Source organism: Streptomyces sp. RKND-216 (genome assembly GCF_004795255.1).
GTDB lineage: Bacteria > Actinomycetota > Actinomycetes > Streptomycetales > Streptomycetaceae > Streptomyces > Streptomyces hazeniae.
Genome location: NZ_SSBQ01000002.1, coordinates 250,023 through 262,436 on the forward strand (window position 1 = coordinate 250,023; position 12,414 = coordinate 262,436).

Genomic DNA, 12,414 nt, shown 5'->3' on the forward strand with positions numbered 1-12,414 from the left:
CTCCCTGAGCGCGACGACGCATCGTTCCGGGAGGGAGATCGCACGAATATACGTGCAGCAGTCCCTTCTGCCGGGCTGCGGTAGTCGAGGCCGCTGTGGAGTCTGCGCAGGTTGTACCGGCGTTCGATGAAATCGAAGATCGCGCTGCCGCCCTTGGACCGGGTGGACCAAGGGCGGGTGCCGAGCTCAGCGGGGGGCACCTTTGGTTGGTTGCTCGGAGCGCTCGTCGCCGCCCTGGTGAGCTGCAGCGGCGCGGTCGCCGGGCTCGCAGCCCGGCAGGCGGCGGCCTGCCGGGCAACTCGCCGCCGGGCAGGGCACGCAAGGCCCCCGCGGAGTGCTCACGGTGTTCCTGCTCGGCTCCGTGTGCTGCGTGCCGACGCTTTGCTGGTCCTCGGCACTGGCACCGCTGCCGCGCTCCTACTGGTGTTGGTGCCCGTCGCGGCCGGTGCTCGTGCTGCTGACGGCCGCCCTCCTGGGTCAGTCCAGGGCGTCGAGCGCAGCGATGATGTCGGCGGGCTCGGCACGCTTGGTGTAGTCGGTGTCGACGAAGGCCCAGCGGATGATGCCGTCGCGGTCGATGACGTAGGTAGCGGGCAGCGGCAGGGTGCGGGCGTGCCCGGCATTGACGCGCTGGAGGTCGAAGCCGAACGTGTCGTAGACGGCCGCGAGGTCATCGGGTAGGTCGAAGGCGAGCCCGTACTGCTTGGCGGTGTCGGAGCCGAGATCGCTGAGGACGTCGAAGGCGAGCTCGTGCTTCTCGGTCAGCGACAGCGACTCGTCCGGGATCTGCGGAGAGGCGGCCACCAGCCGGGCGCCGCGGGCGGTGATGGCGTCGTGGTGTTCCTGTAGGGCGTGCAGGGTGATGTTGCAGTACGGGCACCAGGCACCGCGGTAGAAGGTCAGCACGACCGGCCCTTCGGCGAGGAGAGCCTTCAGCTCGACAGTGCGCCCGGTCGCCGACGGCAGGCGGAAGCCGGGTGCTGTGTCGCCTACGGTCAGCGCGCGGTCGGCCTGGCCGGAGGCGGCGAGCTCCCGAGTGGCGCGGTCCATGACCTCCCGGACATGGACTGGGATGTCCTGCCGTCGTGCCTCGTTGTAGGAGCGGAGTTCGCTGTTGAGCGTCATCGGAGTTCCTCCTGGTTCGCTTTCTCAACTCGGAACGATCGTTTCAAGATACTCGGCACGACAGTACACTGGAACCCTCGTTTCAGGATCCCTGGGGGTGAGGCATGCCGGACATCAAGCACTTCGATCCGGACACGACCCTGGAGACCGTGGCACGGCTGTTCTGGCGGCAGGGTGTGGCCTCGACCGGGATCCAGGACATCGTGACGGCGACTGGGCTCAATCGATCCAGCCTGTATGCCACCTTCGGCGGTAAGCAGGACCTCTACCGCGCTGCGCTGCACCGCTACATCCAGGACCACTCCCAGCCCTCGTTCCGCCAACTTGCGGAGGACTCGCGGGGACTCCCCGCCATCGCCGACTTCTTCACCGCTCTGATCGAGGTCCGCTGCTCGGGCGAGTACGCGCAGTGGGGCTGCATGGTCGCCAACGCGCACAACTGCGCCGGGAACGGCGACCCGGAGGTCCGCTCCCTCCTCATTCGGCACCACCAACAGCTGTGGGACGCCCTGCACACGGCGCTCGCCACTGCTCAGAATCGGGGCCACCTCGACCCGGACACCGATCCCGACGCGTCGGCCGATCTGCTCGCCCTACTCGCGTACGGTGTCAATCTGCGCTCCCGTGCCGGGGCAGACCCGCAGGAACTCAAAAAGGCGGTAACTGCGGCCCTCGCCTCGATCGGCGCCCGGCGGGCATCCTGAGAAGTCTGCCGACGCCCTGACCGACCCGCCCGGTCTGCGCGCCGGCCAGGTCGCGGCCCACCGCGCACCTTGCCCGAACTCCCGCACTCCTTAGGCCTGGAGGACCACCACCGCTTGGCCGCCGGAAACCCGTGCTGGTCTGCGGCAGCAGGAAGCGGCGACCGCGGACATGTTCAAGGCGACCCGCTATGCACAGGACTCCGACGTCACGGGTGACAAGACCACGCACTACGGCCTGTTCCCATGCGGTCCCGCAGAGCAGCCGTCGACCGCTGGGATAGGCACCGGGCCGGGCTGCTGCTGAACCGACCCCCCTCTCAGGACGTCAGCATTCCAGCCAGTTCCCGCAGGTCCTGGGCCGTGTGGGTGGGAGCGGTCATCACGTGCGGGTAGGCGGGCGAGGCGCGTCGCAGCCATGCCGCCTGCAGGCCCGCGCGGCGGGCACCGTCGATGTCCCAGGGATGGACGGCGACCTGCAGGGTCTCCGCGGGGTCGGCGGACAGCCACTCGGTGGCGTAACGGTAGGCGGCCGCCGCCGGCTTCCACGCCCGTACAGCGGCGACGTCCAGCACCGCCTCGAAGCGGTCGAGAATTCCGGCCCGGGACAGCAGGCGTTCGGCGGTGGTGGCCGAGCCGTTGGTCAGGGTGGCCAGGCGAAGCCCGGCAGCGTGCAACTGCCTCATTCCGTCGGGGATATCGGGGTGGACGCCCAGGTCGCCGAAGCCGTCCAGGATGCGGGCCACAGCGTGGTCGAGGTCGCCGTGCCAGCCGTCCAGACCCGGCAGCAGTGCGCGCAGCCCGGCCTCGGCCACGGCCTGGAAGGACGCGTAGCCGCCGGCCGCGGTCAGCGCCAGACCGTCGCGCAGCACGCCGGCGAACCACGTCTCCGCCAGGTACCCGGGCGTACCCACCTCCTCGAATCGGGCGCGCAGCGGGGACATGTCGCTGAGGGTCTCGTTGACGTCGAAAACGATCAGCCGTACGGGTGCGGGCATCGAGTCGGACTCCTGTCGTGGTGCGGCCCGGCGGAGGGGCCTGGGTCGGATCAGTTCCGGTGCAGGCCGGTCAGCGCGTCCTCCACTGCCCGGTGGAAGGTGGGATAGGTGTACATCATGTGCCGCAGCCGCTCCACGGGCACCTCGGCCTGGACCGCGCCCGCGAGCCCGTACAGGACCTCAGCGCCGGCCCGCTCAGCCGAGGTGTCGCCCATCAGATGCCGGCGCCGGTGGTCGGGCCACTACCGGTGGGGCGGGCGGCGGCGCAGACGGCGGGGGCGCCTGGGTGGCAGGGGCCAGGGTCAGGAGAGCGGTTCCGGTGACGGCGCAGGCGGTGGCCGCTGCGGTGAGGGCACCGCGGCGACCACCGAGCCAGGTGACCGGCATGGGTTTCTGTGCGCCGTTCAGTCCTGGCGAGTGGTGCGGCGCCGCATCCGGTACGCGCCGGTGGAGGCCAGGAGCAGTGCGCCACCGGTGGTGGCCGCGAGGGTGGTGTCGAGACCGCCGCCCCGGGTGCCGCCGAGACCGCCGGAGATACCGCCGTGCGGCGACTTCTTCAGAGCTCCGCACAGGGCGGGGAAGGTGGCTTCGGCGGGGGCATCGGGCCCAGCGGGCTCTTGCCGAGATTGAAGTCGTACTTGCCTTTCCTGTTGTAGTCGAAGCCGTGCACCACGACGACTGCGTCGCTCACCCGCAGGGACGCGGCCGTCTCCTTGCTGACAGCGAGGGTGCGCTCGTAGTGGTGGCCGGAGCCGGTCAGGAAGGGGTCCGCCTCGAAGGCGGAGTCCGGGCTGGTGTCTCCGGTGGTTTCCCGCCGCACCCGCGGGGCCACTGCCCGTGGGCCGGGCCACCGGCCCGCCATCCGGGTTATGCTCACATATAGGAGTATATGTCTGATAAGTCCCGCTGAGGGAGCTGAGCCGATGCCATGGTTCGTGTGGCTGCTCGCCGCCGTGGGGCTGGGAGTCGCGGAGTTCTTCACCCTGACTCTGGTTCTCGGTCTGCTGGCGGGCGCGGCTCTGGTAGCCGCTGTGGTCGCCGGCCTGGGCGTCGGCCTTCTCGGCCAGCTTGTCGCGCTCGCCGTCGCCGCAGCGGCGGGCCTGGTCCTCGTCCGTCCTGTCGCGCTGCGGCACATGGCGCAGGGGCCTCTCACGCGTGAGGGCAGCGACGCGCTGATCGGCAAACGCGCCGAGGTCATGCACGAGGTGACGGCAACCCGGGGCCTGATCAAGGTGTCCGGGGAGGAATGGTCCGCCCGTGCGCTCGACGAAAGCCACGTGATCCCGGCGGGAGCGCTGGTGGATGTCATGGAGATCGACGGTGTGACAGCGGTCGTGTACCCCCGCGAGCTCCTTCCGTGAACGGCTGAACACACTTCCCCGGAGGGCGTGTGGATCCCATGGTCATACCGATTCTCGTGGCGGCGGCACTTGTGGTTTTTCTCGTGGCCGCCACGGTGCGGATCGTTCCGCAGGCGCGCCGCTACAACGTCGAGCGGTTCGGCCGGTACCGGCGGACGCTGCAACCCGGCCTGAACTTCGTTCTTCCGGTGGCGGACCGCATCAACACCAAACTCGACGTGCGCGAGCAGGTGTACTCGTCCGACCCCAAGCCGGTGATCACCGAGGACAATCTCGTGGTGAACATCGACACGGTGCTCTACTACCAGCTCACCGACCCACGGGCGGCGGCCTACGAGGTCGCCGACTACGTGCATGCGATCGATCAGCTCACCGTGACCACGCTGCGGAACGTCATCGGCTCCATGGATCTGGAGGAGACGCTCACCTCCCGCGAGGAGATCAACGCCCGGCTCCGCGCCGTCCTCGACGAGGCCACCGGCAAGTGGGGCATCCGGGTCAACCGCGTCGAGATCAAAGCCATCGACCCGCCGCACACCATCAAAGAGGCGATGGAGAAGCAGATGCGGGCCGAGCGTGACAAGCGCGCGGCCATCCTGCACGCCGAAGGGGACCGGCAGGCCAAGATCCTCACCGCAGAAGGCACAAAGCAAAAGGACATCCTGGAAGCCCAGGGCACCCAACAGGCCATGGTCCTGCGAGCGGACGGCGAGGCGAAGGCGGTGGAACGCGTCTTCCAGGCCGTACACCGCAACAATGCGGACCCGAAGGTTCTGGCCTACAAGTACCTGGAGACGCTTCCGCACCTGGCCGAGAGCGACAGCAACACGTTCTGGGTGATCCCGGGCGAGCTGACCGAGGCAGTGCGCACCGTCACGCGCGCGTTCGGTGACCGACCGATGGAGGGCCTTCCCGAATCCGCGCAGCCAGAGGAAGCAACCACCAGCGATGGCAACGGCGCGTCGGGCGAAGGCAGCAGGGCTCCGGAACTCAGGGCGGGCCCGGCGCTTGCGCTTGACGCCACCGCGGCCGCCAATGAGGCGGCAGAGCAGGCTGCCGCAGCAGTGAGCGACGCGAAAGCCGAAGCCGAAGCCGCCAGGGGAGGCCAGGGGCCGGGCCGGGGACGGACGTCCGCCGGTTGAGCACGGGGGCGGAGTCGACCGCCAGTGGGTTGACCGCCTGAACAGGGAGGCGGCCTGACGTCCGAACGGCAGTCGTTCCGCGAGGAGTTACGGCTGCAGGCGGCTGAGCGGTTCGCGCGGGGCGAGGGCAGCACGGCGATCGCGAAGGACCTGCGCGTCAGCCTGCGGTCGGTGCAGCGGTGACGGCGCATGTGGACTGAGGGTGGTCCAAGGGCTCTGCGGTCGCAGGGGCCGGCGTCGCTGCCGCGGCTGGGTGAGAAGCAGTTTCGGGCAGCTGAAGGCGGAGCCGGCCGAGGGGCCGGCCACGCACGGCTGGGAGGACCAGCGGTGGACGCTGGGGCGGGTCAAGACGGTGATCGGGCGGCGCTTCCACCTGACCTACACGATCCAGGGCGTGCGGAAACTCCTGGTACGCGACGGCCGCAAGAGCCTCTCCCGGCGCGACTACCGGGACCTCCTGATCGCCGCACACCAGCAGCTCGACGACCCGATCGTGGTGGTCTGGGACAACCTGAACGTGCACAAGGCCGCCGGTCTGCGGGAGTTCGCCCCGGACTCATCGATGGCTGACTCGCCGGGACCGGGCTCGCCTTCAGCCCCTGACCGCCTGCGACGCCACGAGTTCAATCTCAGTAGTCGGACCCCTCAGTTCTTCTGAGCTGTTCCGATGAGAGCTGTTTGCAGTCAGCGATATCGATGAGAAGGCGGCAAGCCAGTCTCCTGAACGGATGACGCCGAGGCTTTCTTCGATGGGGCAGTCCGATGTACGGGTCCCTACCATGACGCGAGGGGCTGCCGGGCCGCGATTGCGGCGCGGCCCGGCAGCTCTCTCCGCGTGCGGCGTCGCACGGGTACGGCGCAATCCCGGCGGAGTCTTTCCGTGGTGAACCGTCGAACGGGTCGGGTCAGTTGTTGACGCCGGCCTCGTAGGCCTGGACGGTCACCCAGGCGGCGCCGGCACCGCCGGCGAAGCCCACACCGAAGGCGACGAAGCCCGGAGTGGCCTGGACGGGCGCCATCGCGCCCAGTTCGGTGGTGGCCCCGTCCTGCAGCTTCTCCGGAGTGACGGCGATCACACTGTTCTTGATGCGGCTCATTGCTTTCTCCTCTTCCTGTACCGGTGAGGGACGAAGGCGCGGGCTGCCCGACGGCGGCCGGTCAGCCGTTGGCGACACCCCAGGTGTAGGCGCCGACGACGGCACCCGCACCGGCTACGCCGCCTGCCACGTACCAGCAGGTGGCGGCGGCGGAGGCGGGGGTGCCCATGACCGGCGCGGGGGTGGTCTCCTGGAGGCCGTTCTCGATCGGACCGAAGTCCTGCCCGTTCATGAACGTCGCGATCTTCTGCTCCATGCGGAGTCCTCCTGTGTGTCTCGGTCGTGCTCCGTACCGGGACGGCACGCCGCCGCCCGGTCATACCCGACGACGCCGCGTCGGGCAGCTTCGAGGCGCGGCCGCTGAGTCCGGGCCGCGGCGATCTGCGTTCAGCGATGAGGTGGCGGGGAGATGCGCGCCGCTCGCGCGGGACAGAGGGCTTGGTGGACGACGAATGAGAATGCCCCCGTTTCGTGTCACGACGAACGACGCGTGTATCTCACGCATGCCGCAGGAGAATACCTTCCGAAGAAGGAGATCGATTTCTCCGTCACGTTCCTGGCCGGGGGAACGAGGAAGTGAAATCTCCATCTGACGCGTGGTCACGACGATAGGTGCAGGCAAAAGGATCGCCAAGAGGGTGTCGTGTGGCCTGCATCACACCGGCGGTAATCCTTGGCCTCCCGCGTGGGCACACAATTGGCATTGCCAATTCGGTTTTTCCTGGGAAGCCGGAGCGACACTGCGGGCATATGCGCCGGGAAGGCGCTGTGCGGAAATCACGACGGCCGCATGGTGCGGAATCTGCGGATTGCGGGAATCACGCGTCGACGGCACCCACTCGGACGGAGCGCCCGGTCGGCTTCGAACCCCGGCACACCCCCGACGTACCGGCGGACACGCATCGGGCGCGCACGGACACGAGCAACGGAGGCGACAGAGATCCGCAACGTGCCCGGCGATGCTTCCACTCGGCCACCGAGCGCCACGCGCAGTGCGTAGCGTGCGTACATATAGGCGCGTCTATCTCCTTGATGCAACGTCCCGGCGCAGTCCTGCCCCTGCGTTCGACCGAGGAGCCTCTCGCGCCCCCGTCCCCTTGCCCTCCACCGCCGCGCGTCCCTCCCGCACGGCTGGCCGCCCTGCCCACGGCCCCGGGGTCTGCGACGAGCAGGACCTCGCCGCGGACCTCCGGCTTGCGTTTCGACGGCGTCCACACCGGCGGCGTCGGCGACGCCAACCTCGTCGCCGGCCCGAAAAGGCGGATCACGGTGACCGGCGGACGCTTCACCCATCTCCTCGCCCAGTATCTGGCACTGCACCTGATGCAGCTGCGTGACGGCGTCCGCATCCTCCCCGACCGGCCCGTCGAGCGCACCGCGGCACTGACGGCCTGCGGCCGCCGTGATGTGCTCGTCCTCTGCGACTACCGGCGCTACGAACAGGACAAAAGCGTCATCGCCGAGGCACTGCGGGAGAAGGGGGGCACCGTGGTCCTGTTCACCGACGTTGGGCTGTCCCCCGCGACCGTGCACGCAGACGTGGTGCTCGCCAGCCAGGTCACCGCCCCTCCCCCTACGACAGCCTGGTTCCGACGCTGGCGGTCGTGGAGACCACCGTGCCCGCCGTCGTCAACGCCCTGGGGGAGAAGGCAAGAACCCGGATGCGGCAGGGTGAGGACACCGCCGTCCCCCATGGCCTCATCGCGTGACCCGCGTCCGCATCCCGGCTCGCCGGTCCACCTGCCACCCGGGCCGGTCGAATGGAGTAGCCGAACGGCTACCCCCCCAACAGCAAACCGTAACGGCACCAACCTGTCATGTGACATACCGGGTTGGCACATGGTGGACAGGAGGCGGCTCCATCGACGCATCCGAACTGGAGATGTATTACAAATAAGCCCGTCAAACCTGAGAGGATGGTCTAGGTGGCCGTGAGCAAGGGACTATCAGGGCCCCGGCCGATGCGAGTCAGCGACGACGCCACGACGTCCGGGGTCGCGGAGCAGCAGACGCTGCCGCCGTCCGCGATCTCCGGCGGTCTGCGCGTGAGCGTGGTGCACCCGCATGAGATGGTGCGGCGCGGTCTGGAGTCGATGATGCAGGAGAAGGATTTCGCGACCCAGGTCACGGCCTTCGAGGACCCCGGATCGGCTGAAGTACGGATGAACCTGCCCGGTACCGACGTGGTGATCTGTCCGTGCGACCTCACACCCGAGGTGATGGAGCTGGTGGCGGCCACGCGCGAGCAGCAGGGGAAGACGCTGGCCCTGCTGGAGAGCGGGGACGAACAGCAACTCGCCGTCGCCACGGAGATGCCGGCGGACGGGTTCCTGCTCGTCGACGAGATCACCGCGCAGTCGCTGGAGGACTCCCTCCGGAGGCTGGTCGGGGGCGACATGCCCGTGCCCGCCCTGCTGTCGAAGTGGATGCTGGGACGGATACGCAGCGGCGTTCCGGCCCGTTCTGTGCGACCGTTCTTCCTCACGGCACGTGAGCAGGAGACGCTGCAACTTCTCGCAGAGGGGTACAGCAACAAGCAGATAGCCAGGTCGTTGCAGATATCCCAGCACGGCGCGAAGCGACACGTGGCCAACGTACTGGCGAAGCTCAACTGTCCCAACCGGACGCTGGCCGTTGCCCTGGCCCTGCGCGAGGGCATCGTCGACGATCCCTCCGACGAGGAAGGGCCCTGACCAGCATCCCACCACTCCCTTTCCTCACCCGTGCTCGAAAACACCGGACAGGTGTTCCAGCATGGTGGTTTCCTGCTGGTGGATGAAGAAGTGGTCGCCCTCAAGGACCTTGAGGGTGAACGCTGCACTCGTGTGACGCTCCCACTGTGCCACGGCGGAGACCGGCACCTCCTCGTCGCCGGTGCCGGCGAAGGCGGTGATCGGACAGCTCAGCGGGCGTCCCGCCGTGTGCTGGTAGGTGTCGGCGACCGCGAGGTCGGCGCGGAGGATGGGGATGACCAGTTCCATCAACGAGTCGTCCGCCAGCACCGCGTCCGGGGTTCCGTTGAAGGCGCGGAGGCGTTCGCGGAACTGCTCCTCGGGCAGGTTGTAGTCGGGTACTGCGGTCCGCCGCATATGCGGGGCGCGGAAAGCGCCGACGCACAGGTGCGCCGGCGGGCAGCCGAAGCGCTGCTCCATCGTGCGGGCGAGTTCGAAGGCCACGAGGGCACCGAGACTGTAGCCGAACAGGGCGTACGGGGCGTCCCGGGCCGCGAGCAAGGTCGGCAGCAGGTCCTGGATGAGCGCCTCGATGCGGTCGTGAGGGGGTTCGCGGAACCGACTGCCGCGGCCGGCGGGTTCGACGGCGTGCAGACGTACGTGGGCGGGCATGGCGGCCTCCCAGCCGGCGAAGAGGCGGGCCGAGCCGCCGGCGTAGGGGAAGCAGAAGAGCCGGAGCGGCCGGCTGCCGTCCGCAGTGGGTGTGACCGGAACGGAGGCGCCCGCGGCGGGGGCGGTGCTGGGGTCCATCGGCATCACTCCTCCCCCGCCACCGACGCCGCCCCGTCCGGTCGCGCAGAGCCGTCGCGCCGCGAGAGCAGCGAGGCGATGGTCTGGAACTGGACGTTGGAGGTGCCCTCGTAGATGGCGCCGATCTTGGCGTCCCGGTAGAGCTTCTCCACGGGGTGGTTGCCCGCGAACCCGGCGCCGCCGAGGGTCTCCACGGCCTGCGAGGCGACGCGTTCGGCGACCGCTGAGGCCACGTACTTGGCCATCGAGGAGGCCTTGAGCCGCTCGTGCTGGGGGGCCTCGCCCTGCAGCAGCCGGGCGGTGTTGTACAGCAGGACGCGGGCGGCCTCGACTTCCGCGGCGAGGCGGGCGAGCGGGAACCGTACGCCCTGGAAGTCCCAGATGCGGGTGCCGAACTGCTCGCGCTCCTCGGCGTGGCTCAGGGCGTGCTGCAGGGCGCCGTCGGCGAGACCGACGAGCTGGGCGGCGATACCGAGCTTCCCGATGTCGAGAGTGGCCACCATGAGGCTTCCCCCGTCGTCCGGCCGGCCGAGCAGGTCGGCGCGCCTGACCCGCACGTTCTCCAGGACGACTTCGCAGGTCGAGCTTGCGCGGATGCCCATCTTGGGGACCGCCGCGCCGACCGTGAGGCCGGGCGCGTCACGCTCCACGAGGAAGGCGCTGAGGCCGGGGGGCGCGGACGCGGACGGCCGCTCGCCGGTACGGGCGAAGACCAGGAAGAGTCCGGCCTCCGCAGCGCTGGTGATCCAGCGCTTGCGGCCGTTGAGAACGTAGGCGTCGCCGTCGGGTTCGGCCCGGGTTGCCAGGGCGAACGCGTCGCTGCCGGCGCGCTCCTCGGAGATGGCGTAGGCGCCGGTCACACCGCTGGCGAGCCGGGGCAGGTGGCGGCGCTTCTGGTCGCCGCTGCCGTGGCGCAGCAGGGCGCTGGCGACCAGGGCGTTCTGCACGTCGACGAAGACGGCGACGGAAGGGTCGACGCGGGCGAGCTCCTCGATGGCCAGGACGACATCGAACAGGTCGCCGCCACCGCCGCCGTACATCTCGGGGATCTCGATGCCCATCAGGCCGTGCTCGAAGAGTCCGCGGACCAGGGCGTCGTCGAGACGTCCGGCCTCGTCCATGCCACGGACGCGGGGGGCCACGCGGTCGCGAGCGAAGTCGCGGACCTTGCGACGCCATGCCTCGGCGGCGGGCGACAGGTCGGTGAGGGGGCGGGGAGCGTTGTCGAGTGAGGGGTTTGGAGGTTTCATCGGTCCTCTCGCTGACGGGCGGCGGGCGCTCACGGCGGCCTCGGTCACGGCTGCGCTACGACGTCGGGGGCCGGGGTCGCGTGCAGCCGGGGCGGCTGTTGCAGGTCACGCCACATGGCCTCCTGGTTGCGGGTGGCGAAGTGGCGCGTGAGGCGAAGGAACAGGGGCCGGAGCAGGCGGTTGTCCACCCGGGGCGCGGACGCGACCTTGAAGATGGTGTCGCGGACGGAGCGCACGCGTTCGCGGCGGACGCGTTCGTAGCTGCGGAGCGCCGCGACCGGGTCGCCGGGGGCGGCGCCCAGTTCGTCGCCGAGCACCACCGCGTCCTCGATGGCCTGGCAGGCCCCCTGGCCGAGGACCGTGGTGACTGCGTGCGCCGCGTCGCCGAGGAGGGTGACGGGGCCCTGTCCCCACCTGTCGTACCAGTCGCAGTAGTAGAGGTCGGTGCGCAGCAGGCGGTCCTGGGGGGTGTTGCGCACCAGGCACTGCGGCGGTCCCTGGAAGCCGTCGATCAGTTCGAGGATGCGTGCGCGCCGGGTGCCGGGGGCGTCCTGGCCGCCGGGCGGGGCGGGATGGCCGACGGTCCAGGTGACCCGGCCGCCGCCGATGTGCCAGGCACCGCCGTTGACGCCGTGCCTGCCCTGGAAGAGGTGCACGGTGCCAGGCGGGACACCGCAGTCGGTGTCGCTGACGCCGCGGTAGGTGGTGACACCGGTGTAGACGGGGTCGGTGTCGGGGAGGATGCGCGCCGCGGTGCGGGAGCGCAGGCCGTCGGCGCCGACGAGGGCGCCGCCCGTGAGCTCCGTGCCGTCTTCGAGGCGGACGGTGACCTGGTCGCCGTCGCTTCGGTGCTCGGTGATGTTGGCGGAGAAGCGGATTACCACGCCGGCCTGTTCGCAGGCGTCGGTGAGGACGCGGGCCAGCGCGCCGCGGGCGATGGTGACGCCCGGGATGCTGCCGGGGTGGGTGTACTCCTGCACCGGGGTGTGGATGACCGGCACGTCGCGTTCGGTGACCAGGCGGGACTGCTGGATGGGGACGCCGGCCCGGAGTACCTCGTCGCCCAACCCGAGGGCGGCGAGGGCACTGGTCGCGTTGGACCAGATGGTGACGCCGGTGCCGCTGGTCTCGATGCGCAGGCTGGTGCGGCGTTCCAGGACGGTGACCGGGAACCCCTGCAGCCGGACGGCGAGTGCCGCCGTGAGACCGCCGATGCCCGCTCCGGCGACGAGGACTGTGGGTTTCGCGTGCATGTCGT

13 protein-coding genes and 2 pseudogenes are annotated in these 12,414 nt (G+C 69.8%); 6 read left to right on the forward strand and 9 right to left on the reverse strand.

The genetic code is table 11. The features are described from left to right. Nucleotides 1-477: 477 nt before the first annotated feature. Nucleotides 478-1,125, reverse strand: a complete 648-nt coding sequence (locus E4198_RS01355; RefSeq protein WP_136181500.1) for a peroxiredoxin-like family protein — start codon at nt 1,123-1,125, stop codon at nt 478-480. Nucleotides 1,126-1,229: 104 nt separating this feature from the next. On the opposite strand from E4198_RS01355, the gene E4198_RS01360 reads away from it, so the two are divergent. Beyond that, on the forward strand, nt 1,230-1,829 hold the full coding sequence (locus E4198_RS01360) for a TetR/AcrR family transcriptional regulator (protein WP_136181501.1): 600 nt from the start codon (nt 1,230-1,232) through the stop codon (nt 1,827-1,829). Between the two features lie 317 nt (nt 1,830-2,146). Here the strand turns inward: E4198_RS01360 and E4198_RS01365 are convergent, their stop codons facing one another. The 3 genes from E4198_RS01365 to E4198_RS01375 form a co-directional block, all read right to left on the reverse strand. Then, on the reverse strand, nt 2,147-2,824 hold the full coding sequence (locus tag E4198_RS01365) for a haloacid dehalogenase type II (RefSeq protein WP_136181502.1): 678 nt from the start codon (nt 2,822-2,824) through the stop codon (nt 2,147-2,149). A 50-nt stretch (nt 2,825-2,874) separates the two neighbouring features. Further along, the gene (locus E4198_RS01370) at nt 2,875-3,039 is read right to left on the reverse strand and encodes a hypothetical protein (RefSeq protein WP_247597501.1); all 165 of its coding nucleotides are present in this window, start codon (nt 3,037-3,039) and stop codon (nt 2,875-2,877) included. A 341-nt stretch (nt 3,040-3,380) separates the two neighbouring features. Further along, nucleotides 3,381-3,701 (reverse strand): hypothetical protein, encoded by a 321-nt coding sequence (locus E4198_RS01375; protein ID WP_136181503.1) that lies wholly within the window; start codon nt 3,699-3,701, stop codon nt 3,381-3,383. A gap of 46 nt (nt 3,702-3,747) precedes the next feature. On the opposite strand from E4198_RS01375, the gene E4198_RS01380 reads away from it, so the two are divergent. The 3 genes and pseudogenes from E4198_RS01380 to E4198_RS25765 all read left to right on the forward strand — a co-directional run. After that, nucleotides 3,748-4,185, forward strand: coding sequence for an NfeD family protein (locus tag E4198_RS01380; RefSeq protein WP_136181504.1), 438 nt, complete (start codon nt 3,748-3,750; stop codon nt 4,183-4,185). Between the two features lie 29 nt (nt 4,186-4,214). Then, nucleotides 4,215-5,327: an SPFH domain-containing protein gene (locus E4198_RS01385; protein ID WP_136181505.1), complete on the forward strand. Its 1,113-nt coding sequence runs from the start codon at nt 4,215-4,217 to the stop codon at nt 5,325-5,327. A 412-nt stretch (nt 5,328-5,739) separates the two neighbouring features. Further along, nucleotides 5,740-5,877: pseudogene (locus tag E4198_RS25765) on the forward strand (IS630 family transposase); the annotation flags it as partial. Between the two features lie 355 nt (nt 5,878-6,232). On the opposite strand, the gene E4198_RS01395 reads toward E4198_RS25765, so the two are convergent. Both E4198_RS01395 and E4198_RS01400 read right to left on the reverse strand, forming a co-directional pair. Further along, nucleotides 6,233-6,424: a hypothetical protein gene (locus E4198_RS01395; RefSeq protein WP_136181506.1), complete on the reverse strand. Its 192-nt coding sequence runs from the start codon at nt 6,422-6,424 to the stop codon at nt 6,233-6,235. Nucleotides 6,425-6,485: 61 nt separating this feature from the next. Beyond that, a complete protein-coding gene (locus E4198_RS01400; RefSeq protein WP_136181507.1) occupies nt 6,486-6,680 on the reverse strand; it encodes a hypothetical protein in 195 nt (64 codons plus the stop codon). 776 nt (nt 6,681-7,456) lie between these two features. On the opposite strand from E4198_RS01400, the pseudogene E4198_RS01405 reads away from it, so the two are divergent. Then, nucleotides 7,457-7,927, forward strand: a pseudogene (locus tag E4198_RS01405) (SIS domain-containing protein); the annotation flags it as partial. A 458-nt stretch (nt 7,928-8,385) separates the two neighbouring features. After that, nucleotides 8,386-9,117 (forward strand): response regulator transcription factor, encoded by a 732-nt coding sequence (locus tag E4198_RS01410; RefSeq protein ID WP_136181508.1) that lies wholly within the window; start codon nt 8,386-8,388, stop codon nt 9,115-9,117. Between the two features lie 24 nt (nt 9,118-9,141). Here the strand turns inward: E4198_RS01410 and E4198_RS01415 are convergent, their stop codons facing one another. Genes E4198_RS01415 through E4198_RS01425 form a run of 3 tightly spaced genes read right to left on the reverse strand, consistent with a single transcriptional unit; the run spans nt 9,142 to nt 12,409 of the window. Continuing rightward, nucleotides 9,142-9,906: an alpha/beta fold hydrolase gene (locus E4198_RS01415; RefSeq protein WP_168711345.1), complete on the reverse strand. Its 765-nt coding sequence runs from the start codon at nt 9,904-9,906 to the stop codon at nt 9,142-9,144. 5 nt (nt 9,907-9,911) lie between these two features. After that, nucleotides 9,912-11,156 (reverse strand): acyl-CoA dehydrogenase family protein, encoded by a 1,245-nt coding sequence (locus E4198_RS01420; RefSeq protein ID WP_136181510.1) that lies wholly within the window; start codon nt 11,154-11,156, stop codon nt 9,912-9,914. Between the two features lie 44 nt (nt 11,157-11,200). Then, nucleotides 11,201-12,409: an FAD-dependent monooxygenase gene (locus tag E4198_RS01425; RefSeq protein WP_136181511.1), complete on the reverse strand. Its 1,209-nt coding sequence runs from the start codon at nt 12,407-12,409 to the stop codon at nt 11,201-11,203. Nucleotides 12,410-12,414 lie beyond the last annotated feature (5 nt).

Coding starts and splice junctions, on each gene's coding strand:
- E4198_RS01355 (WP_136181500.1), bottom strand. CDS start 1,125: ATGACGCTCAACAGCGAACTCCGCTCCTACAACGAGGCACGACGGCAG.
- E4198_RS01360 (WP_136181501.1), top strand. CDS start 1,230: ATGCCGGACATCAAGCACTTCGATCCGGACACGACCCTGGAGACCGTG.
- E4198_RS01365 (WP_136181502.1), bottom strand. CDS start 2,824: ATGCCCGCACCCGTACGGCTGATCGTTTTCGACGTCAACGAGACCCTC.
- E4198_RS01370 (WP_247597501.1), bottom strand. CDS start 3,039: ATGGGCGACACCTCGGCTGAGCGGGCCGGCGCTGAGGTCCTGTACGGG.
- E4198_RS01380 (WP_136181504.1), top strand. CDS start 3,748: ATGCCATGGTTCGTGTGGCTGCTCGCCGCCGTGGGGCTGGGAGTCGCG.
- E4198_RS01395 (WP_136181506.1), bottom strand. CDS start 6,424: ATGAGCCGCATCAAGAACAGTGTGATCGCCGTCACTCCGGAGAAGCTG.
- E4198_RS01400 (WP_136181507.1), bottom strand. CDS start 6,680: ATGGAGCAGAAGATCGCGACGTTCATGAACGGGCAGGACTTCGGTCCG.
- E4198_RS01410 (WP_136181508.1), top strand. CDS start 8,386: ATGCGAGTCAGCGACGACGCCACGACGTCCGGGGTCGCGGAGCAGCAG.
- E4198_RS01415 (WP_168711345.1), bottom strand. CDS start 9,906: ATGGACCCCAGCACCGCCCCCGCCGCGGGCGCCTCCGTTCCGGTCACA.
- E4198_RS01420 (WP_136181510.1), bottom strand. CDS start 11,156: ATGAAACCTCCAAACCCCTCACTCGACAACGCTCCCCGCCCCCTCACC.
- E4198_RS01425 (WP_136181511.1), bottom strand. CDS start 12,409: ATGCACGCGAAACCCACAGTCCTCGTCGCCGGAGCGGGCATCGGCGGT.